We start from the raw sequence: 23,454 nt of genomic DNA on the forward strand, positions 1-23,454 counted from the left end.
CATATCTCACGATATAAACCGTGTAACATGACATGCGGTATATATGCACTCGCTCACACTACATCTTGGAGCACACATCTTGAAAGAAACGCCTTTTCGCTGGATCGATCAGTATCTGATCAAACTGAGTCTTAAAGAAAAATTCACCCTTCTTTATGCTTTTCTTCTTGCCCTGACCATCGCAACGGGTTCCATTTTATACTCCGCATCTCAAACCCAAATCGACCAAGTACAAGAAAAACATAGCGCAGCACTGAATGCTGTGTTGTCTCAGTACGACATTGATCCATTGCAAGCTTCAAACATGCTGGCAGGTCAAGGTGTCGTGTCATCGACGGCGTATGGCTCAGCCCCCACTTACCATGTAAAGACACCGAGCCTTTGGTCTCACATCAGTGCGGCATCATGGGCGCTATTAACGGTACTTTTTGTTCTCGGTTTGATGGCATCGCATTATGTGTCTAGCTTCATCGGCGGCGCGATGTTCACCATGAACTCTGCGCTTCAACGCATGTTAGACGGCGACCTCACGAGCCGGATGAACTTCTTCCGTGTGCGTGATGAGTTCAGTGTGATTGCGAATACCGTCGACAATATCGCTGACCGCGAACACAGCTTAGTCAAAGCCATTAAAAATGCCTCCACGCTAATGGAAGGTTTATCTGCCGATCTGAATCGTCGCAGCGCTGAAAGCGAAAAACTGTCTACCGAACAACGCGGCTATCTTGATTCACTGGCTAGCGCGACAGAAGAAATGGCAGGATCGATTCGAGATGTCGCGGCCCATGCAGAAAACACCTCTGGTGAAATTAAAATCGCGGGTGAAGCATCAGAGCAAAGCGCACAACAAGTCAGCCAGACACTGCATGCCATTCAAGCATTGACCACGGAAATTCAACAGGCATCAGAAGCCGTGTGTGCACTTGAACATAACTCTCAAGAAATCGGCAGTATGGTAGCAACCATCAGCGCAATTTCAGAGCAAACCAACCTGCTTGCACTCAATGCTGCCATCGAAGCTGCCCGTGCCGGTGAGCAAGGCCGAGGCTTTGCTGTTGTCGCAGATGAAGTCCGCACGCTGGCGGGCAGAACGCAGCAAGCCACCGTTGAAATTCAACGTATGATCCAAGATTTGGAAGGCAACACCGGACACCTTCGCAGCGTGATGCAAGGCACGGTTGATAACGCGACTGCAAGTGAATCTCTGATGCAACACATCGAATCAGAGATCAATTCCGTCACAGAACGAAGCCTGCGTATTACCGATCGCAGCACCGAAATTGCCACTGCCGCAAACCAACAAGGCAGCGTGGCGAGCACCCTTTCTTCAGATGTGGAAAAAGTGCGCCAACAAGCATGGCAAATGAGCGAAATGATCCAGCAATCAGCAAATGAAGTGAGCAACCTGCAAAAGCAATCAAGCAGCCTCTCTACGTTAGTTGACGGTTTACGCACAGAGTAATCACGCCTACGACACCAATCGATCCAAAAACCATCAGCATTTTGATGAAAAAACGGCCGCTCACTCAGCGGCCGTTTGCAAATTTGCCCCTCATCTCACACAATACGCGTCCATATTGTGTCAGCTGCTTCTCACCGTGCGGTTGTCTCTCTTTCAGACATTAGGAAAAACCAATGAATCCGTCTGTTTACTTGGTAAAAGGCCGTGAAAAATCACTGCGCCGTCGCCACCCTTGGATCTTCTCTCGCGGTATTCAGCGTGTTGAAGGTAAACCTTCTTTAGGCCAAACAGTGGACGTGTATGATCATCAAGGTCAATGGATGGCTCGTGGTGCGTTTTCTCCTAATTCTCAAATCCGTGTTCGCGTATGGAGCTTTGAGCAAGAAGAGATCGACGTCGCCTTCTTCCAAAAGCGTCTGCAAGAAGCCCAAGGTCTGCGTGATGTTCTTGCTGCACGCGATGGTTTAACTGGCTACCGCTTGATTGCCGCGGAATCTGACGGCCTACCTGGCATCACCATTGACCGTTACGGCGATTTTATGGTGTGCCAACTGCTAAGTGCGGGTGCAGAAGCACAGAAGCAAAACTTGGTGGATGCCCTTGTCGCTCTTTACCCAGAGTGCAGCATCTACGAACGTTCTGATGTGTCTGTTCGTAAAAAAGAAGGCCTTAAAGAGCGCACAGGCGTTCTACACGGTGACATGCCACCTGCTTCCGTTGTTATTGAAGAGAACGGCATCAAAATCAGTGTTGATATCACGGGTGGCCACAAAACCGGTTTCTACTTGGACCAACGTGACAGCCGCGAAGCTGCGGTGAAGTACGTTAACGGTAAACGTGTACTGAACTGTTTCTGCTACACCGGCGGTTTCGGTCTTTACGCGCTGAAAGGCAACGCAGCTGAAGTGATCAACGTTGACGTCTCTCAGCCGGCACTAGACATCGCGAAAACCAACGCTGAAATGAACGGCTTCGACGTATCTAAAGCCAAGTTCGTCAACGCGGATGTGTTCAAGCTGCTTCGTGAATACCGCGAACAAGGCGAGAAATTCGACGTTGTGATCATGGACCCACCAAAGTTTGCTGAATCTAAATCTCAGCTAACGGGCGCGTGCCGTGGTTACAAAGACATCAACATGCTTGCGATGCAAATTCTGAATCCAGGCGGCACCTTACTGACGTACTCGTGTTCAGGATTGATGGATAACGGTTTGTTCCAGAAAATCATCGCCGATGCAGCACTCGATGCACACAGAAGCGTTCAGTTCGTTGAGCGTTTTGAGCAAGCTGCCGACCACCCAATTGACAGTGCGTACCCAGAAGGTTTCTACCTGAAAGGGTTTGCGTGTTACGTAAAATAAGACAACGTTGTTTGGCGTGTATGAAGTGAATAACTTCCTGCACGCCAAGCCGTAAAGAAATGACCAAGAAGGGATACCGATGAGAAAGCTTATTCTCGCATCTCTGTTCGCAATGCTGCTTCCAATGAGCGCAAACGCGGATGTTACGCTTCACCTAAATAACAATGTTGAGCTGCTTGCCTTTAATGGCCAAGCACACAAAGGCACAGTGTTCGGCACAGAAGAGCCAATCGTGTTAGAAAACGGTACGCAACAAATCGCGTTCCGCTATGTGGCGAGCATTGAAGAAGGTAAAGACGTTACCTTCGTAAAGTCTGACGTGATTGTCGCGAAATTCAATGCTGACGATAAAGAAATCCACTTTGATTTCCCAGACGTTCGCACCACCAAACAAGCCCGCGAATTCCGCAAAAAGCCAGAATTCAAATTGCTTGATGGTAGCGACAGCGCCGTGCCTTTTGCACAAGGCACATTGGAAAAAAGCGGCTTTCAGTTAAGCCGTGATTATGTGTCGGAACTACAACGTTTCAATCAAACCGCAGAGCCTGCTTCTTTGCAGCTGTCAGCGACCCAAGTTGCAGCGCCAGTGCCAACAGTTCGCAGTGGCAAAGTGGTTGTCGGTGATAGCGTGGGTAAAAACGAAGAAGAGTACCAATTGCATTACTGGTACCAAAAAGCCGACCAAGAAACGAAAAATCGATTCAGAGCGTTTATCAACGCAAACTAATTGTCATTTAGCGCATATTTATAACGTGATTAAGAAACCACCTTTGGGTGGTTTTTTTTGGCTTTCACCCTGCGTTTCCTAACGAGTTTTTAACCTATTCGTTCACATAACCAGCATTGAAACGAACGCGTTGAAATATTTATTTCCCACTTCACATTATGGTGATATGTTTCAAATTCAGCACAAGCATCTATACATGATGCTATAAGCAATATTATTATTTGTTAATGGAAAGTGACATGGATAATGAAATCCGACTACGCGCTCTAGAGCAAACCGACCTTCGCTTTATTCACCAACTCAACAACAACCGTTCAATCATGTCTTACTGGTTCGAAGAGCCGTATGAGTCTTACTATGAATTGGAAGAGTTGTTCCGCAAGCACATCCACGACAGCAATGAACGTCGTTTTATCGCAGAAAATGGCGAAAAGCAGCAAGTCGGTTTGGTTGAATTGGTTGAAATCAACTCGATTCACCGCAACGCCGAATTCCAAATCATTATTGCCCCTGACTATCAAGGTTGCGGCTATGCACGCAAACTGATCAACAAAGCGCTGAACTATGCCTTTACGATCCTGAACTTGCACAAGGTGTATTTGAACGTTGCAGTGAATAACGAAAAAGCCATCCACCTTTATGAAAAGAGTGGCTTTATCGAAGAAGGTCACTTGGTAAAAGAGATATTCGTCAACGGCGAGTACTGTGACATCAAGCGCATGTACATGCTTCAAGATACCTATCTACAGAGCCGCCATCAGTAATAATTACTGTCACTAAATACTATTCTGAAAAAGGGCTTCTCAAAGAGAAGCCCTTTTTATTTTAGTTTAAATTGATTTAACTAAATTCTGACGATCTGAATCAAATTTTAAAAACACTCACAATGATACGATCTTACCAGGCAACAAATTGAACATAATCATTAATAAAACCCAAAAAATATTTTGATGGCTAAAGTTTAACAATCCAGTTAAATAAAATAACACCATCAAACTGTTTTTTCATGAGTAAATATTTAAGGTTTCACATGAAAAAATTGCTTATTTTAGCAACAATTATTTTAAGCGGATGTTCGCAAATGTCACCGATTGAGAAAGCAAGCAACAGCAGTTCTCACTTCGAAGGCGCTGTATATGAGGGCAACAAGGACTTCTATGTTGCAGCTCATCAAAAAGAAGGCGAGCAGTACCGTATTTTCCACCAAGCCTCTACTGGGTTCACGCTAACGTCTGTTTTGAGAAAATCGGCGACAAAAAGAGCTAATGCATTCTGTAGGAGCATGGATGAAAATACCGAGATGTATACACTTTCTGAGCACACTGCATCGCCTCCTTATATTCTTGGTAACTTTCCTAGAATTGAAATAATATTCGTGTGTTCTACTTCTGAAAAACCAAAAGCCAATTCACAACCTAGCACCGATAAATATGAAAATTTGTTAAAGATTAAAGACCTTCACGAAAAAGGAATTCTTTCAGATAAAGAATATCAAGAAGAGAAAAGAAAGATCCTCTCGCTAACATAGTAATATCGGTAAAAGTATGGCAGCACAGTGTCTAAGTGTTGCCATATCACTTTAAATATGAAAATTCCTAGTTTTAGATATTCAAATTACGATGGCTTCCTTTTCGATCTCTCTCCCACCTCCAGAGCCCCCTCATCATTTATTCGCATGTTTATGGCATCATCTCTTGCGCATCCCTCACGCCAACGTTGCGTCAGGCATTCAAATTCAAGGACGACAAAGTGGCCGTTACACTCCGAAAAGCGCAACGAGATGATGTCGATGAGATCGCATCAATACATGTTGACTCGTGGAAGGCAGCATTTACGGGCCGTATGCCGGATAACTATATCGACAGTTATACCCTGCCACGCCGAGTGACCGAATGGCATCAGTTACTTACGAATAATGCAGAAACCGTGGTTGTCGCGGAGTTTGGCGGCAGAGTCATAGGTTTCCTCTCTTTCAAGATCAGCCAAACACATGAGAATGCAATCGAACTAAGCAAGCTATACCTTTGTCCTAGTGCTTATGGAAAAGGCGTTGGCAGTTTGCTGATGAACTATTTGGAAAAGGAAGTGGCATCCCATCATGTTCATCAGATAACACTCTATGTCTTAGACAATAATGATGCCGCGATACGGTTTTATACCAAACAAGGTTTTGAGTTTGCAGAGGGTGCCGTTTCAACAGAGTTCGAGGGCGAGGTCATTATTGATCTATTGATGGTTAAGCGTCTCTCAACCTAAATAGGTAATACGTCGAACATGACACATAGTGAAAGACCGCACTAATACCCGATCGAGAAAGCATATGGACATTCAAAAGATCACGACATCAGACTTAGAAGCAATCACGGACCTTGTCTTAGCCGTGTCAGAAATTGACGTACTGCCTTTGCTTACCCCTCAAGGGCAAGAAGAATACAAAGCACGCGTGTTGCCAGACCTCGCAACAACACTTGATGAGGAGCGGTTTATCACTATTAAAGCCGTATCTGACCACCAATTGCTTGGCTTTGCAGCGCTAAGAGACGGGGATTACTTAACGCACCTCTTTGTTTCTCATGCATCTCAGGGTATGGGCTTGGGTAACCAAATGCTCGCCTATCTTTTGAATTCAACAGATTCAAAGGAAATTAGCCTGCGCTCCTCCATCAATGCTGTGGGTTTTTATCAGCGTCATGGGTTTGAAGCGACGGGAGAAGAATCGGCGTTTAATGGCATTCGGTTTGTACCTATGTCGTTGGTGCGCAATTGACCCCACGCACTCCCCTAACGATACATTACTCGCAAAAATCGCAGTCGGTTTTCATCAACTCAGCCCTCTGAAGATTATCGCTTTTTCTCACTTTCTCGCTGTGTTTAGCTAGCCCAATATTCTTTGTTTTCTCACATTGGGTCAGACACACATGGAAGTCCTACTCGAACAAAACCTAATTCAAATAAACGCCTTTTTCGCTGTAACACTCGGCATTCTCGTGCTGTTTATTGGCAGACGTTTAAACCAAGCGATTCCGTTTTTAAAGGAATTCAGCATTCCTGAACCCGTCACGGGTGGCATTCTCTTCTCGGTGTTATTTTCACTGTTTTACGCCTTTACCAGCCTTGAAGTCTCATTCAACTTAGTGGCGCGAGATATCCTCCTAGTTTATTTCTTCACAACCATTGGCATTAACTCCAGCCTGCGCGATTTAATGAAAGGCGGAAAGCCCTTGATCGTGTTGCTAGCAATTACCATTGGCTACATGGTGATTCAGAATCTAACAGGGATCAGTGTTGCTGGTTTGTTTGGATTAGATGCGCCTGTTGGTCTGCTAGGCGGCAGCGTGTCATTAATTGGTGGTCACGGCACCGCTATCGCTTGGGCACCGAGAATTGCTGAGGAGTATGGCATTTCAAACGCCATGGAAATTGGTATTGCCAGTGCAACGTTCGGTTTGATCTTGGCGAGTTTGATGGGCGGTCCAATTGCTAAATTTTTGATTCAAAAACACCAGTTGAAACCCGATACCACTGAGCCACTTGATATTGGATCCGAACACGACTCAGCACCACCGCAGATCAATAGCTTTGATTTTCTCGATGCTGTGTTCGCCATTCACGTCTGCATTATTTTGGGCTTTGGACTCAATGAGGCAATTACGCAACTCGGTTTGCAATTACCGCTGTTCGTCAGTTGTTTGTTTGCCGGGATCATCATTACCAACCTCGTGCCTAAATCTCTGCCAAGGCTCACAGGCACTCAATGGCCATCACGCAAACCTGCGGTCGCCCTACTTGCTGACATTTCACTGGGCACATTTTTAGCCATGTCTTTGATGAGTATGCAGCTGTGGACCCTGATTGACCTCGCGGGACCTATCTTCACAATCCTAGCGGCGCAGTTCTTGGTCGCGATCCTTATCAATATTTACGTGGTGTTCCCTGCTATGGGTAAGAACTTCGATGCAGCAGTTATCTGTAGTGGATTTGGCGGTATCTCTTTAGGTTCAACACCGACTGCCATGGCAAACATGTCCGCGGTTTCTCAGCGCTACGGTAACTCACATTTGGCCTTCATTATCGTGCCTTTGGTGTGCGCGTTTTTCATCGACCTTGTGAATGCCCTAATGATTCCCTTTTTCTTGTCGAATTTTTAATTCGACATTTACTTCTCATAAAAAAAGCGACCCTTAAGGGTCGCTGTTCTATCTCATTGCTTCACAGTCTATGCATTTAATCACGGCTTATTACTGAATTACCAATCGCTGCATTGGTCGCATTTAATAGATCATAGTTATCAGATTTTATGTCCCATGAAAAAACCCCTCCGAGATTTTGTTCAACAACATATTTAGTTTTTGCTGTCACAGACCGAGGGTCATCATAGCTAATATACTGCTCTCTATTCGGACTATACAAATAGGCAGCTTCTGCGACCTCATCATATTTATCAATAAAATCCGGATTGTTTTTATATTTTCTCAAGATGTCTTTATACGTAGGAAATGCATCATCCATAGCACCTGTTGCTTGATTTGGTCCAAACGTCGCTTCACCGGTACTCCCAAACTCAGGTACACCTTCCCAACCTCTCCCCGCATTGTTAGATCCAATTACAAGCTTATTTGAAGGCACGCCTTGTCCAAGTAGATATTCAACCATAATATCAGCGCCACTTTCAGGAAAAGGTTCGACTGCATAAAGGTTGGCGAAGTGACCAATGTCTTTCCGACCTACTACGAAAAAGTCATACGTCATAACAAGATAATAGTCCATGTACTGACTAACATTTTCATAGTCAATATGCTGAGCAAATTTTTCAAAACCATTCACAGCAGCCGTGAGCTCGTAGTGTCTTCCCGTTTCTTGACTGAGCACATCAAATGCAGCGCGGAATCGAGACATTAAAACCGTAAACTGCTTCTTCTCAAAGGCTTTTTCTTTTGGTGTCAAAGCAAGTTCAGGATCACTATCTGGGGTGGTCGCTCCGTCTCCTCCGGGGAATTCCCAATCAATGTCAATACCATCAAATACGGGATTTCTTTTTAGAAACTCAACCGTAGAGCTAACAAAATGATTCATGCCCTCGTCAGTCTGAATAAGGTCATGAAAAGGACCAGAGAGATCCCACCCACCAACAGACGGCATTATCTTCAAATGTGGAAACTCTTTCTTCAATAAAGAAAATTCCTCAATATCACCTTTGTAACGTGTTCCATTGCTCTGATAATAACCTAGGGCAGCCGACCTGTCGGTGAATACTAATTCACCTAACTTCTTACCATTGCACACTTGCTCAAGCTTTTTATCTGAGCTGTTCATTTGTTCTTTGGGTTTTTCTCCACCACATGTTGCTAAGAATGCATAAAAGATATGGGTTAGATCACCGCCAGGGATATCTATTGGCGTGTATCCATTGTATGAAGACCAACTCGTGAAATATGTACCAACAATTTTTCCTGAGTCTTGATTATATTTAGCCGCTGAGAAAGTGGCTTTTTTCTCGGAAGAGCCACCACAACCAGACAATAGAAAAGGTAAAATTAAAAGTGTGACTAATGATTTATTCATATCCGTAACTCAATAGAAATCTCACCAGTACTTTAAAACACTCCTACACAAGCGTCTCTAAGACATTGATGAAAAAATTTACTACGTTTAATTTTTTCGATATAAAACACAGTCAACGTTAAATACTCACCGTGCCTTTTATTTAGCCATATAAATTAAACCTATAAACATCAAGAAACATACATTCTGAAAATACTTAAATACCATACGATCACAAATAAACCAAAAACCAGATTCAATACTTACCTAATGAGTATTTACCTTTATCTCATCATCATTGCGTCGCTCATAAGCACAACCAAAGAAACACCTAATCAGACAACGTAACTTAATGTATCAGTTGAAAAAAACGGCCAAGAATGGCCGTTTCTTAGGGGTATTTACTCAACAGTGATGCGTTTGTGCGCAATGCCTGTGTGACAATCGATGCAGGTCTCGCCTCGCTTATCCATTTGGACATGGTTTAACCTTGCCCGTTGCGGTTGTTCGGACAATAGAAAGTTATCTCCAGCATGGCAGTGTCTGCAGTTTGCGGAATTATCGGCTTCCATGTCATCCCACACCATTTGTGCCAATTCTGGCCGATGTTCTTCGAAGTTCTCTTTGGTGATTTTTCCCGTCATCATGTAATAGATATCTGCAGTGGCAGCGATCTTCACTTTCATTTTGTCGATAAATGGATGAGGAACATGGCAGTCTGCACAGGTAGCGTAAACGTCGCCATCTGAGACGTAATGTGGTGATGCTTTGTATTCCTGAACGATGGTGTCCATGGAAAGGTGGCAGCTAAAACAGAACGCATTCTGATTTGAAGCCACCATCACGCCCTGAAATCCAGCGCCCATTAAAACAAGAACAAATATGCCAATGGGAATGCCTAGCCACAACGGGTGTTTAAGCCATCGCCATAGTCTCTGCCACCGGCTTAGAGGTTGATTCATAATGCCTCCTAAATGCAGGCTGGCGCGTGAGGTCAGCCTGCATACGGTGTTATTGACTCTCGTTCAAGTAGCGCGCTTTAAACGCTTTTTGCGCATCCAGCCGGGCTTTCTTCACTTCTTCCGGTTCGTTGCCACTAAACCAAGCATGTTCAGGCCTCGCTAGCACTTCATCAAGCACGGCTCTCGCACGCTTTGCTCCATCGACATTGCCGTTATGCTCAGCCACTTCCACCACTTCGAGGAACTGGGGCACCATTTCAACATAGAAGCGCTCTGCTACTTCGAACATGCCGTGCCATTGCACGTAATCCGGCGCTTGCATCGCTGCACCATGACGCGCGCGTCGGCCTTCGTGATGCCACAAGTAGAACCATGTCCACTCGATTTCTTCATCGAAGCTGATCTCAGTCAGCATGTTTTCTTGCGTTAGTACCGCCATCAATGATTTTCCGGGACGCGCAAACTTCTCGTTATACAACTCGACCAAGGAATCAAACTGGATATAGAAGTTTTCAATCATCGATTTGGTGTGGCATGACTGACAGACATTCTGCATGTCCGCTCGGCGTGCTTCCCACGATTTTGAAGGCGTGCCAGATGCAATGTCTTTGGCATCGATTTTCTCTGAGATGGCGGGCCTTAGTGTCCAAGAGATACGGTTGCCAACATCATGTGTAATTGGTAATTCACGTGTGGCTGACATATGGCAGGTTGCGCAGGTGGGCGCGGCATCATAATCCTCACCAACAATCCACTTCGCGTTACCTAAGTTCATTTGATCGACATGGGCGTAGAAGTTGATGCCATGTTTGGATTCTTCATAGATTTCTTTTTGTGGGTGATCGGGGCCAAGGTGGCACTTCCCACACGCTTCAGGACGGCGTGCTTGCACCATATCGAACTCGTGGCGTTGGTGACACGCTGAGCACGCGCCAAGTGAGCCGTCAGGGTTAATCCGCCCTATGCCTGTATTTGGCCATGTTGTTGGGTCCAGGTCGCCATTTTCTAGCACTTTGACTTCCGCCCCGTGGCATTGCCAACAGCCATTAACAGCAACGGCAGACTGCCCATGCATGGTCATTGCGCCTTCCACAACTTCGGCAAGGAAGTTATCTTGAGAGCCGAGAATTTGTGCCGCTTTCGCATGGTGGCTTTGACCAAACTCTTCGACTTCTTTGACGTGACAATTGCCGCAATCCTTGGGAGAAACGATCACCGCGATGCTTTGTCCCTCATGGACAATCGCGTCTTTGTCGTCAGGATCAGCTTGGTGACATTCATAACATCCAACGTTTGCACCGTAGTGCTTTGAACGTCCCCATTGGGCGTAAATCGAGGGGTTTTTCTCCTTATGACAGGCTGCACATTCTTTACTTTGCTCACTAAGTTGATCAAAGGGCTTCATGACGAGCGCCTTCGGCGCCCCCACTACATCTGAGCTGAAAAACAGCACAGCAAAGATCAAAAACACCATAAGATTAACTAACCTCATGTGTTCGTTATATTTTTTCATGCTCATATCGAACCTCACTACACACTGACATTGCTCAGGCTTTTTCCTACCTGTTTTTATGTTCAATTGAAGACTGGCTGACTCTCCAACCCAAGCGTAGAAAGGCTTATCTATACCCACATTTTTTTAGTGGTTTAATGGCAGTAGGATCACAAAGGCACATTTGAAATACTTGTTTATAAATTTGAGGGCCTAGGAATGAGATTCGAAAGTGAAGAATGGAGAGTAGAGAAAGGGGGTGTTGGTCAGAAGAACCAACACCCCACCACATGAATTTGAATACAAAACTTAGCCCGCTAACTCAAAGACTGACGAATGTCTTCAAGGCTTGCGGGATCATCAATGGTCGATGGCACGGTGTAACTTTCGCCGTCGGCAATTTGTCGAATAATGCGGCGCAGGATTTTGCCCGAGCGTGTTTTAGGAAGCCGGTCGACAACAATCGCACGTTGGAAACAAGCAACAGGGCCAATGTCATTGCGCACTTTCGCCACCAGCGCAGCTTCAATATCACCACTGACTGACACATAACCGTCTTTTAACACCACCAAACCTAACGGCACCTGCCCTTTTAGTTCATCATAAACACCGACCACGGCGCACTCTGCGACCGCTTCATGTGCCCCGACGATCTCTTCCATCTCCCCTGTCGATAAACGGTGACCCGATATGTTGATCACATCATCGATTCGACCCATCACAAACAAGTAACCCTCTTCGTCCATGTAGCCACCATCACCAGACACGTAGTAGCCTGGAAATTGTTGTAAATAGCCAGACTCAAACCGATCATGGTTACGCCAAACCGTGCTCAAACAACTTGGCGGCAATGGGCGTTTAATCGCAATGTAGCCTTGGGTATTGGCAGGTTGAAGCTGGCCAGACTCATTCAAAATCTCGACATGAAAGCCCGGAGTAGGCTTGGTGGACGAACCGGGTTTAATGGCAAAGGTTTCCAGCCCGATCGGGTTGGCGCTTATCGCCCAGCCCGTTTCAGTTTGCCACCAATGGTCAACCACGGGACGCCCTGTTTTTGATTCCACCCATTCAAGCGTGGGCGGATCCAGACGCTCACCCGCCATAAAAATATGGCGCAATGCAGACATCGGATACTGCGGAACATGAACACCATCAGGGTCTTCTTTCTTGATGGCACGAAATGCTGTCGGTGCAGAAAACAGCACAGCGACATTGTACTCATCACACACTCGCCAAAATGCACCGGGGTCTGGGGTTCTCACAGGCTTCCCTTCGAACATGATAGTGGTACAGCCATGAATAAAAGGCGCGTACACAATGTAGGAATGACCGACAACCCAGCCAACGTCCGACGCCGCCCAATACACTTCACCGGGCTTTACATCATAGATGGCAGACATGCTGTATTTCATGGCGACGGCATGACCGCCGTTATCACGCACCACGCCTTTAGGTTTTCCCGTCGTTCCCGATGTATAAAGAATATAAAGCGGGTCGGTGGCATTCACTGGCACACAGTCATGCGGTGCCGCCTTCTCTATCAAGGTTGACCAATCCGCATCGCGCGCATTATCCAAATTTGCAGGGAGTTCTTGTCGCTGGAACACCACCACATGTTCAGGTTTCCAGCGACTGTCCATCACAGCGCGATCAACCAAAGGTTTGTAAGGAATCACTTTGCTAACTTCAATCCCGCATGATGCGGTCAGAAGCACTTTAGGTTCAGCATCTTCAAGGCGCACAGCCAATTCATTCGGCGCGAAACCACCAAAGACGACGGAGTGAATCGCGCCTAAACGCGCACACGCCAACATCGCTATCGCCGCTTGTGGGATCATCGGCATGTAAATGACCACACGATCGCCCTTTTCTACCCCAAGCGCAGCCAACATGCCTGCACACTTCGCGACTTGATCGCGCAAAACCGCATAGCTGTATTGCTCTTTCTTTCCTGTTACGGGCGAATCATAAATCAGTGCACTGTGATCGCCGCGCCCGTTCTCAACATGATAATCCAACGCTAAATACGCCGTGTTCAGTTCACCGTCAGGAAACCATCGCTCAATGCCGTTGGCATCTTTTTCAAACGCAACGTTTGGCGGTTTAAACCAGTGGATTTGTTTGGCTTGTTGCAGCCAAAAAGAGTCAGGAGTGTCAGTGGCTTGCTGAAAAGCGTGTTGATAGGCGGACGTCGTCATGTTTCTTGCCTCTGGGTGAACGCGGGTCTATTCCCCCACGATGACCATGAGGAAATAACCTTAGCGGCAAGATAATGTCACGTCTTACCGCTAAGTCACCGCTACGTCGCTAACACATTGGCTAGCGTGATACGTATCAGTTGATAGAGAACATTTCCATAAAGGTAGTCACTGGTGTTGTCATCAAAGTGTCCTGATCACAGCACAGCGCATAGATTTTTTCTGTTTGCGCTGAAGGGAAGCGCGTTTGAAGGTTGCGTTTGAATTTGGCTTCCAACACTGGGATCCCTTCTTCACGGCGACGACGGTGACCAATAGGGTATTCCACTTCTACGCGCTCGGTTGAAGAGCCGTCAGTGAAAAACACCTGAACTGCGTTCGCAATAGAACGTTTTTCTGGGTCAAGATACTCCTCGCTGTAGCGGGTATCTTCTTGGATCACCATCTTGTCACGAAGGGCATCGATGCGAGGGTCATTGCGGTGGAAATCATCTTCGTAATGTTCTGCAATCAAATCACCATGAATCAGCGGCACAGCCAGCATGTATTGCAAGCAGTGGTCGCGATCAGCAGGGTTCGCCAAATCACCCACTTTGGAAATGATGCGAATCGCGGATTCGTGGGTAGTCACCTCGATGCGGTCAATGTCATCTAATCGATCTTTGATTTGAGGATGCAAGGTAACAGCACATTCCACTGCAGTTTGCGCATGAAATTCAGCAGGAAACGAAATTTTAAACAACACATTTTCCATGACGTAACTGTTGAACGGCTGATTTACCTTGAAGGCTTCACCTTTAAACAAGACATCATAGAAGCCCCATTTCTCAGCGGTCAGCACAGACGGTAGCCCCATCTCTCCTTTCATGGTGATCATGGCGAGGCGAACAGCTCGAGATGTCGCATCGCCCGCCGCCCATGATTTGCGTGAACCCGCATTTGGAGCATGGCGATAAGTCCGCAATGAACAGCCGTCCACCCAGGCTTGAGACAACGCATCAATCACTTGATCACGATTTCCACCCAACATACGCGTCACTACCGCCGTTGATGCCACGCGCACCAACAAAACATGGTCCAGTCCCACGCGGTTGTAACTGTTTTCTATGGCCATTACGCCTTGAATTTCGTGTGCTTTGATCATGGCAGTGAGCACATCACGCATTGTTAATGGCGCTTTTCCTTCAGCGACTGCAACTCGGCTAAGGTAATCAGCCGTCGCCAAGATACCGCCCAAGTTGTCTGATGGATGCCCCCACTCAGCGGCAAGCCAAGTGTCATTAAAATCAAGCCAGCGGATCATACAACCGATGTTGAACGCAGCGGTGATAGGGTCGAGCTCATGGGATGTGCCCGGCACACGTGCACCGTGTCGAACCGTTGTGCCTGGCACGAGCGGCCCCATGTGTTTGGTACATTCAGGAAAACGCAATGCCAGAAGTCCACAACCCAGCGTATCCATCAGGCAGTTTCTGGCTGTGTTATACGCTTCAGCCGAATCAATCTTGGTCTCACACACATAGTCTGCGATGGTTTGGAGCAATGCATCCGGCTCTGGACGTTGGTTAATATCAACATTCTGTGACATGAATTAGGTTCCTTCCTTATGAAGTTGGATAGAAAAATTAGCGTTGTTCGATAGGTAACCAGTCTTGATGTTCAGGGCCAACATAGTCCGCACTAGGACGAATAATTCTGTTGTGGTCACGCTGTTCAAAGACATGTGCACACCAGCCCGTCACTCGACTCATAACAAAAATTGGGGTAAACAATTCGGTGGGAATGCCCATGAAGTGATAAGCCGACGCGTGAAAGAAATCCGCATTGGCGAACAAATCTTTCTCTCGCTTCATTACCTGCTCAACACGCTCTGAAATGTCATAGAGTTTCGCGTCTGATGCTGATGCCGACAATTCCTTCGACCATGACTTAATCAGCGCATTGCGGGGATCAGATTCACGATAGATGGCATGACCAAATCCCATGACTTTCTCTTTGTTTGCTAGCATCTGCATCAATTGAGATTCAGCGTCGTCTGGGGTTTGCCAATCCTCGATCATTGCCATCGCCGCTTCGTTTGCGCCACCGTGTAGTGGCCCTCGGAGCGTACCAATGGCTGCCGTCACACAAGAGTGAAGATCTGAAAGCGTTGACGCACACACGCGGGCAGCGAAAGTGGATGCATTGAATTCATGCTCGGCGTAAAGCACCAAAGAACAGTGCATCACTTGTGTGTGCAATTCGGAAGGCGCCTTTCCCGTCAGCATTTCCAGAAAATACCCACCCAAGCTTTCTTGGGTGCTGGATGCTGTGTCAATGCGCGTCCCATCTTGGTGGAAGCGATACCAGTAACAAATGATGGCGGGAAGGTGCGCCAAAATGGTGTCCGCTTTTTCACTTTGTTGTGAAAAATCCGTTTCCATATCGAGGTTACCAAGCATGGAGCACCCCGTGCGCATTACATCCATAGGGTGTGCATCTGCAGGGATTTGTTCCAAGACTCGGCAAAGGGGTTCTGGTAAACCGCGCTGCGAAACAAGGATGTCTTTGTATCCGCGAAGCTCAGAATGCGTTGGCAATGCGCCTTTGAGCAACAAATACGCCACTTCTTCGAACTCAGCGTGCGTTGCAAGATCACTAATATCGTAACCTCGATACGTTAATCCGGTGCCGGTTTTTCCCACCGTACATAAGGCTGTTGTGCCTGCACTTTGTCCGCGTAACCCTTCGCCACTCAACGGTTTATTCTTGTCCACCATTGTCCACTCCTTGTCGTTATCTGAGTCTCTAATTCACGTTATATCCATCTTTTCTATTTCGTATTTCTCTCTTCGCCGCTCAACGTATGTAACGACGTGACGCGCAATCAATTATTTTTTAGCGTTGAAAATAGGCTGTCGAGTTTCTGCTCGTAAGCGTGATAGCCCAAATAGTCATACAGCGCATCCCGCGTCTGCATAGTGTCTACAACATTGCGTTGATGACCGTCTTCTAAAATGTGCTGATAAACATTGAGGGCAGCCTGATTCATCGCGCGAAAGGCCGACAGTGGATACAACACTAAGTCCACGCCTACCTCCGCGAGTTCTTGTTTCGAAAACAAAGGTGTCTTGCCGAATTCCGTAATGTTCGCCAACACCGGCACGTCCAAGGCATCCGTGAAACAACGATACTGCTCAAGCGTATGAACAGCCTCAGGGAAAATCATATCGGCACCCGCTTCAACAAACGCATGCGCCCTTTCCAGCGCCGCATCCATGCCATCAACGGCTAATGCATCAGTGCGCGCCATGATGACGAAGTTTTCGTCGTGCCTTGCATCGACAGCCGCTTTCACGCGGTCAACCATTTCTAACTGACTCACAATCGCTTTGTTTGGACGATGCCCACAGCGCTTTTGAGCGACTTGATCTTCAATGTGCACAGCCGCAACGCCCGCTTTTTCCATCTCTCTGATCGTACGAGCAATGCTGAATGCCCCGCCAAACCCGGTATCTATATCCACCAGCAATGGCAATGTTGAAGCCTCTGTTATGCGTCTCGCATCTTCGAGCACATCATTCGATGTGGTGATGCCCAAGTCGGGCAATCCATAAGACGCATTAGCAACACCACCGCCCGACAAATAGATAGCTTGATGCCCCACTTGCTCCGCTAGCATGGCGCAATAGGCATTGACGGTACCCATCACTTGAAGCGGATTGTTGGACACAACCGCATCGCGAAATTTTTTCCCTGCACTCATGATGCTTTCCCTTTCGTTGAGTGATTCACTACCGATTCTTTGAATCGACGATTGGCATGTTCGGCTTCCAGACGTTTTGCGGCGAGTAGGCCGCTGCGTCGGATATGTCGACGCATCAGCATTTCCGCAAGCTCGGCGTCTCTTTCCTCTAATGCATTAAGCAACTGAACATGTTCATTTAAGGCGTTTTCTGGACGAGATTCTGTCCGTGTAGATTGGGTGCGATACATGCGGACTAAGTGATATAGCTCATCGCATAGCAAGCTGATCAATTTCTTGTTCCGGCTCGCTTGGATAATGAGGTAATGGAAATCAAAATCGCCTTGCTGATGAAAATACGTTGCCCCATCAACATGATCGATGTGTTGTTGGTGTCGTTTAAGCAACTGCCGGAGTGATTCAATCTCGGTTTGAGTGATGTTTGCGCACGCTTGGCGAATCGCCATGCCTTCTAAGGCTTCTCGAACCGCATAGATTTCTGCGAGTTGAGCGGCACTGATGGTAACAACCCGCGCACCAACATGCGGCACACGCTCAACCAATCCCATGCTTTCTAATCGCATCATGGCTTCACGCAAAGGTCCTCGGCTAACACCCAACTCACGAGATAGTTCAGGTTCCGAAATTTTCATTCCAGACGCGAATTTGCCGAGTACGATGGCCTCAATGAGCCATTCAGTAATCCCTTCCGACTTCGTAACATCTTTCAATCTGCAACCCTCATCATGTCGACACATTTTGTTAACACTGCGTCGCATTGAAACTCTTTTTGTCGACAATTTCAACTAATGAAGCAATTATTGATCATAATTTGTCAATTAACAACACAGATTGTCGACAATTTAGTTAGACGTTAGTCTACAGGGCATTAACATTTCCGCGCTATTTGAACGCACAAAATTGATGAATTCTTCTTTTGCACAGCAAGTGAAACTGTGAATCGCTACCAAGACAACGAAGCTTTTCCCTCCACTTAGTGAGTAGAGATCTAAATCTGGTCATTTTCGACATGTCTCATTCTTGAAACTTCTCTACTTTATTAGAAGCGCGATTTAAGTGGCGCTTTTTAAATACTAATCAATAAGTAGTTTAATTTTTCGAGGGATAGAACAATGGATGTATCACGCAAGAGCAAAGGACTCACGCTATCGGCAGTTGCCGTCGCGTGTATGTTTGCTTTCAACGCGCAGGCTGCAACCGACTGTACGAACATCGAAACATGGCAAGCGGATAAAGCTTACGGTGGCGGTTCTAAAGTTCAGCAGAATGATAAGGTTTACACCGCAAATTGGTGGACCATGGGTAACAGCCCAGCGACGTCTTCTGGTGACTTTAAAGAATGGAAACAAATTGATGTGTGCGATGGCGGCACACCACCAGACAATCAGGCACCCACCGTTTCACTCGACGCACCAACAGCCACTGATTCAGTGACTGCTGGCGATGTCGTCACCCTTCGTGCCTCTGCTGCCGATGCTGATGGTTCAGTGACAGACGTTGAATTCTTCATTGATGGCGCTTCTATTGCGAAAGATGCTTCTTCTCCTTACACCGCATCTTGGACTGCTGCAGAAGGCGTACATTCCATTGTTGTTAAAGCAAAAGACGACAAAGGCGCAGTGACTGAAAGCACAGCATTAAGCCTCACCGTTGCTGCTGATGTCATCATTCCTGACAATGAAGCCCCAACTGTTTCACTGGCTGTTTCTTCTGCTGCTGTAGACCAAGGTGCAACCGTTACGCTTAGCGCCGATGCAGCAGATGCCGACGGCTCAGTCGCCAACGTTGATTTTTATGCTGCGGGTCAGTTGATTGGTTCCGCCAACGCTGCGCCATTTACGCTTGATTGGGTTGCTAACAAAGCAGGCACCATCGCACTGTATGCAAAAGCGACAGATGACAAAGGCGCATCCACCGATTCAAGCACGGTTTCAGTGCAAGTCACTGGCGCTCCAACCGTGTCTAACTGTCGCCCAGAAGGTCTTTACCAAACACCTGGCGTAAACGTGCCTTACTGTACGATTTACGATGCTGAAGGCCGTGAAGACATGGGGGCAGACCACCCTCGCCGTATCATCGGTTACTTCACAAGCTGGCGTTCAGGCGATGACCCGCAAGCGCAATACCTTGTTGATGACATTCCTTGGGAACAACTCACACACATTAACTACGCCTTCGTGAGCATTGGCTCTGACGGTAAAGTGAACGTGGGTAACGTCAACGATCCAAACAACGCAGCAACAGGCAAAGAATGGCCAGGCGTTGAGGTTGATCCTGCATTGGGCTTCAAAGGTCACTTCGGTGCACTTGCAACGTACAAGCAAAAACATGACGTTAAGACACTGATTTCTATCGGTGGCTGGGCGGAAACAGGTGGTCACTTTGCTGAAAACGGCGACCGTATCGCCGATGGTGGCTTCTACTCGATGACCACAAACTCTGACGGTTCAATCAACCATGCGGGTATCGAGAAATTCGCGGCCTCTGCCGTTGAAATGATTCGTACCTACAAGTTTGACGGTATCGACATCGACTACGAATACCCAACCTCTATGGCGGGCGCGGGTAACCCAGATGATAAAGCAGTAATGGAACCGCTTCGTCCATACCTATGGGCGTCTTACCAAGAACTGATGCGCGTACTTCGTGAGAAGATCGACATTGCGTCTGAACAAGACGGTATTCACTACATGCTGACCATCGCGTCACCATCTTCGGGCTACTTACTCCGTGGTATGGAAACGTTCGATGTCACTAAGTACCTTGATTACGTCAACATCATGTCTTACGACTTGCATGGTGCGTGGAATGACCACGTTGGTCATAACGCTGCGTTGTTCGATACAGGTAAAGACTCCGAGCTAGCAGCATGGAACGTTTATGGCACTAGCCAATATGGCGGCATGGGCTACCTCAACACTGACTGGGCTTACCATTACTTCCGCGGCTCTATGCCAGCAGGTCGTATCAACATTGGTGTTCCTTACTACACCCGCGGTTGGCAAGGCGTAACAGGCGGTGAAAACGGTCTGTGGGGTAAAGCTGCACTGCCTAACCAAGCTGAATGTGCTGCTGGTACAGGCGAAGGTGAGAAGAACAACTGTGGTAACGGTGCTATCGGCATCGACAACATGTGGCACGACAAGAACTCACTCGGCGAAGAAATGGGTGCAGGTTCTAACCCAATGTGGCACGCGAAGAACCTTGAAAATGGCGTCTTCGGTTCGTATGCAACGGCTTATCAGCTAGATCCAGCGAACGACCCATCTGACGTACTGACTGGTTCTTATGCCCGCAACTACGACGCAGTGGCAGTAGCACCTTGGTTGTGGAACGCAGAGAAGAAAGTCTTCCTGTCTACAGAAGATGTCGACTCTGTTTCTGTTAAATCTGACTACATTGTCGATAAAGGCATCGGCGGCATCATGTTCTGGGAGCTTGCGGGCGACTACAACTGTTATGTGTTTGATGCAAACGGCAACCGTTCAACCACCATTGATAAAACCGAAGTGGCTTGTCAAACCGGTAACGGTGAATTCCACATGGGTAACAGCATGACCAACGCGATCTACGAGAAGTTCGCGGCGGCAGCGCCATATGGTAACAAGCTGTCTGAAACAGCAATGCCTGAACAAGCAGTAGACATTGCCGTTAGCGTTGGTGGCTTCAAAGTGGGTGACCAAAACTACCCAATCAACCCGAAAGTCATCTTCACTAATAACACAGGTACTGACTTACCTGGTGGCACGGAATTCCAATTCGATATTCCGACATCTTCACCAGATAACGCGAAGGACCAAAGTGGTGGTGGCTTGAAAGTGATTGCTTCTGGTCACACGAAAGCTGACAACATCGGCGGCTTGGAAGGTGTTATGCACCGTGCAGCCTTCTCGCTACCAGCTTGGAAATCACTACCAGCTGGCGAAAGCTATGAATTGGATATGGTTTACTACCTCCCAATCTCTGGCCCAGCGAACTACACAGTTAACATTAACGGCGTAGATTATGCGTTCGCGTTTGAGTACAGCGATTTGCCTCTGGCTGACCTGTCAACACCGACAGATCCAGGTAACCCTGACAATCCAAACCCAGGTACCTGTGACACCACTGGCTTAAATGTATATCCAAACTGGCCACAAGCCGATTGGCAAGGCACCCCTACCCACGCGGGTTCAGGTGACCAAATCGTTCATGAAGGCAAAGTGTACAAAGCGAACTGGTGGACATCGTCTGTTCCAGGAAGCGATGGCAGCTGGTCTGTCGTGTGTGGCTAATCGAAGCTAGAAGCTAGAAGCTAGAAAGCGTAAATCAAAGCCAACTCTTCATGAGTTGGCTTTTTTCGTTAGAACAAGCGTAAACCGATACTAAACATCAAACGGTGCAGCTCAGGATCTTTATTCACAATGTCTTTAACAACGTTGTATTCAACACCAATGAACGCCAACTCATCGATGCTATAACGCAATCCCGCACTGCCCATTATCCCTGCACCCAATTCGTTTTTCCCTGCTGTCGGATTCAAATCCCCAATGGTCGCACCCGTTTCTAGGTACAGCTCCGGAAGCCATACTTTTTGCGTGTTGAGTTCTAAGCCAAACCCCGCAGCGCCTGCTTTAACAGGTTTACTGATTTCGGCACGTCCCATGCCATACAACCGTAATTTGTTGCCTAACAACGAATAGAACTGATGACGGTAGCGTAAATCGAAACCCACCGACCTTTGGCCTGCTTGATCGTCGGCAGAGGTTGCGCCTGTTGTATTCATACCGAGCACCAACGCATTGGTCTTTATCCATGACGCCAACGCATTTGGGCTTTCCCATATCAGCCCAAACCCACCTGTACTGCCTTGACCTGAGGCAGCAAGCATCTGTTTCACAAACTCCGTACATTGCAGGCCAAACAGGTTGTATTTCGGCCGATCCTTACAGGTTTTCACGGCAAATTTGTACGCTGCATTAAATTGTTCAGCGGTCAGCTCAAATGTTTGTCTGGCGGGGTTGTTTTTATTGTGACTTGTGATGTCTGGATGATGCACACAGCCGTCCACATCGGCTTTCATGTCGGTCGCATCATACCCTTCTTTTGGCCAAAAACCGTATGTCCACAAATTCCCTTTGTCATCTTGCAGCCTGACCCACGCATGACCCACCTTTTGAGTGGCAGGTAACAGCAGAAATGGCCCTTCTTTATCAGCAAACGCCGTGATAGAAAATTTGCCTGTTTCCGTGGTATTGCCGTCTTTTTCTGAGCAGTTTTGTGAGCAGTCCGCTTCACTTAAAAACTGCGTTGTCGAGCGCCCCGCTTGTGATTGCTGCACCACATGCGTGAGTTCATGCGCCAGTGTCTTGCGCCCCGAAGAATGATCTGGCTGGAATTCCCCGCGATTAAAAACAATGTTGCTTCCCACGGTGTACGCTCTTGCATTTAAGCCAGACGCCTTGCTCGCGGCTCGAGAGTCAGTATGAAGACGAACATGCGAGAAGTCATAACCAAAGCGTTGTTCCATGTCTTGTTTAAGGGACGCATCTAAGGGCGACCCGCCACTGGGGATGATGCTTTGAAGGTTTTTCGGGATTTGCGGCCTCGACAAGCGAACTGTATGTCGAGAAGGCGAAGCATCACTGAGCTTCTTCTGACAAGCAAGGCAAGGGGGTGCCGCTGGCGAACGTGTGACTTGCTCCGCCACGGAGTCTGCTTCCCGTTCTGCACTCTCCGAATTCAACGTCTCTTTACTGATCATTTGAATACCAATCGGCGACGTTTCTATTTCCCGCCGACCCAACACAGGCTGAGAACACGCAGCGGTTGGTAAGTCGCTTTCATGCTGTTTATTCTGAGGTACATTAGCGTGCTGAGGAACATCAGTGTGCAGAGGAACAACAGCGTGACGCTGTCTTTCTAACATCGCGCTTCGGGCACCTCGAGAGGCAAGAGAAAAGCCGTTCGTCAACGCTGGCTCTCCC

The 23,454-nt window shown here is 47.4% G+C and carries 18 protein-coding genes; 9 read left to right on the forward strand and 9 right to left on the reverse strand.

The features are described 5' to 3' along the window. The first annotated feature begins 43 nt into the window (after positions 1-43). The 8 genes from BCT27_RS08220 (at position 44) to gltS (ending at position 7,698) form a co-directional block, all read left to right on the forward strand. Entirely contained in the window at positions 44-1,462 is a 1,419-nt protein-coding gene (locus tag BCT27_RS08220) for a methyl-accepting chemotaxis protein (RefSeq protein ID WP_102318613.1), read from the forward strand. A gap of 173 nt (positions 1,463-1,635) precedes the next feature. Then, a complete protein-coding gene (locus BCT27_RS08225) occupies positions 1,636-2,823 on the forward strand; it encodes a class I SAM-dependent methyltransferase (RefSeq protein WP_102395527.1) in 1,188 nt (395 codons plus the stop codon). A 79-nt stretch (positions 2,824-2,902) separates the two neighbouring features. Next, on the forward strand, positions 2,903-3,550 hold the full coding sequence (locus tag BCT27_RS08230; protein WP_102395528.1) for a YccT family protein: 648 nt from the start codon (positions 2,903-2,905) through the stop codon (positions 3,548-3,550). A gap of 239 nt (positions 3,551-3,789) precedes the next feature. After that, on the forward strand, positions 3,790-4,314 hold the full coding sequence (gene speG, locus BCT27_RS08235; RefSeq protein WP_158240019.1) for a spermidine N1-acetyltransferase: 525 nt from the start codon (positions 3,790-3,792) through the stop codon (positions 4,312-4,314). Positions 4,315-4,580: 266 nt separating this feature from the next. Beyond that, positions 4,581-5,078: an SHOCT domain-containing protein gene (locus BCT27_RS08240; RefSeq protein ID WP_102395529.1), complete on the forward strand. Its 498-nt coding sequence runs from the start codon at positions 4,581-4,583 to the stop codon at positions 5,076-5,078. Between the two features lie 221 nt (positions 5,079-5,299). Further along, positions 5,300-5,806 (forward strand): GNAT family N-acetyltransferase, encoded by a 507-nt coding sequence (locus BCT27_RS08245; protein WP_102395530.1) that lies wholly within the window; start codon positions 5,300-5,302, stop codon positions 5,804-5,806. A 64-nt stretch (positions 5,807-5,870) separates the two neighbouring features. Then, a complete protein-coding gene (locus BCT27_RS08250; protein ID WP_102395531.1) occupies positions 5,871-6,317 on the forward strand; it encodes a GNAT family N-acetyltransferase in 447 nt (148 codons plus the stop codon). Between the two features lie 151 nt (positions 6,318-6,468). Next, positions 6,469-7,698: a sodium/glutamate symporter gene (gene gltS, locus BCT27_RS08255; protein WP_102395532.1), complete on the forward strand. Its 1,230-nt coding sequence runs from the start codon at positions 6,469-6,471 to the stop codon at positions 7,696-7,698. Positions 7,699-7,774: 76 nt separating this feature from the next. Here the strand turns inward: gltS and BCT27_RS08260 are convergent, their stop codons facing one another. The 8 genes from BCT27_RS08260 to BCT27_RS08295 all read right to left on the reverse strand — a co-directional run bounded on the left by BCT27_RS08260 (position 7,775) and on the right by BCT27_RS08295 (position 18,246). Further along, positions 7,775-9,112, reverse strand: coding sequence for a glycoside hydrolase family 18 protein (locus tag BCT27_RS08260; protein ID WP_102395533.1), 1,338 nt, complete (start codon positions 9,110-9,112; stop codon positions 7,775-7,777). Between the two features lie 380 nt (positions 9,113-9,492). Next, positions 9,493-10,053: a NapC/NirT family cytochrome c gene (locus BCT27_RS08265; protein WP_102390225.1), complete on the reverse strand. Its 561-nt coding sequence runs from the start codon at positions 10,051-10,053 to the stop codon at positions 9,493-9,495. 49 nt (positions 10,054-10,102) lie between these two features. Next, the gene (locus BCT27_RS08270) at positions 10,103-11,458 is read right to left on the reverse strand and encodes a multiheme c-type cytochrome (RefSeq protein WP_102390257.1); all 1,356 of its coding nucleotides are present in this window, start codon (positions 11,456-11,458) and stop codon (positions 10,103-10,105) included. Between the two features lie 404 nt (positions 11,459-11,862). Further along, complete coding sequence (locus BCT27_RS08275; protein ID WP_102395534.1) at positions 11,863-13,743, reverse strand: propionyl-CoA synthetase; 1,881 nt, start codon at positions 13,741-13,743, stop codon at positions 11,863-11,865. A gap of 136 nt (positions 13,744-13,879) precedes the next feature. Then, on the reverse strand, positions 13,880-15,331 hold the full coding sequence (locus BCT27_RS08280; protein WP_102395535.1) for a bifunctional 2-methylcitrate dehydratase/aconitate hydratase: 1,452 nt from the start codon (positions 15,329-15,331) through the stop codon (positions 13,880-13,882). A gap of 37 nt (positions 15,332-15,368) precedes the next feature. Next, complete coding sequence (gene prpC, locus BCT27_RS08285) at positions 15,369-16,502, reverse strand: bifunctional 2-methylcitrate synthase/citrate synthase (RefSeq protein WP_102395536.1); 1,134 nt, start codon at positions 16,500-16,502, stop codon at positions 15,369-15,371. A 107-nt stretch (positions 16,503-16,609) separates the two neighbouring features. After that, a complete protein-coding gene (prpB, locus tag BCT27_RS08290) occupies positions 16,610-17,488 on the reverse strand; it encodes a methylisocitrate lyase (RefSeq protein ID WP_102395537.1) in 879 nt (292 codons plus the stop codon). Then, the gene (locus BCT27_RS08295) at positions 17,485-18,246 is read right to left on the reverse strand and encodes a GntR family transcriptional regulator (protein ID WP_102318625.1); all 762 of its coding nucleotides are present in this window, start codon (positions 18,244-18,246) and stop codon (positions 17,485-17,487) included. The genes prpB and BCT27_RS08295 overlap by 4 nt, the downstream gene beginning before the upstream one ends. A gap of 354 nt (positions 18,247-18,600) precedes the next feature. Here BCT27_RS08295 and BCT27_RS08300 point away from each other — a divergent pair, with 354 nt between their 5' ends. After that, positions 18,601-21,762, forward strand: coding sequence for a chitinase C-terminal domain-containing protein (locus BCT27_RS08300; protein WP_102395538.1), 3,162 nt, complete (start codon positions 18,601-18,603; stop codon positions 21,760-21,762). 68 nt (positions 21,763-21,830) lie between these two features. Here the strand turns inward: BCT27_RS08300 and BCT27_RS08305 are convergent, their stop codons facing one another. Then, the gene (locus BCT27_RS08305) at positions 21,831-23,396 is read right to left on the reverse strand and encodes an eCIS core domain-containing protein (RefSeq protein WP_241908534.1); all 1,566 of its coding nucleotides are present in this window, start codon (positions 23,394-23,396) and stop codon (positions 21,831-21,833) included. Positions 23,397-23,454 lie beyond the last annotated feature (58 nt).

It is taken from the genome of Enterovibrio norvegicus (assembly GCF_002876705.1).
Lineage (GTDB): Bacteria > Pseudomonadota > Gammaproteobacteria > Enterobacterales > Vibrionaceae > Enterovibrio > Enterovibrio norvegicus_B.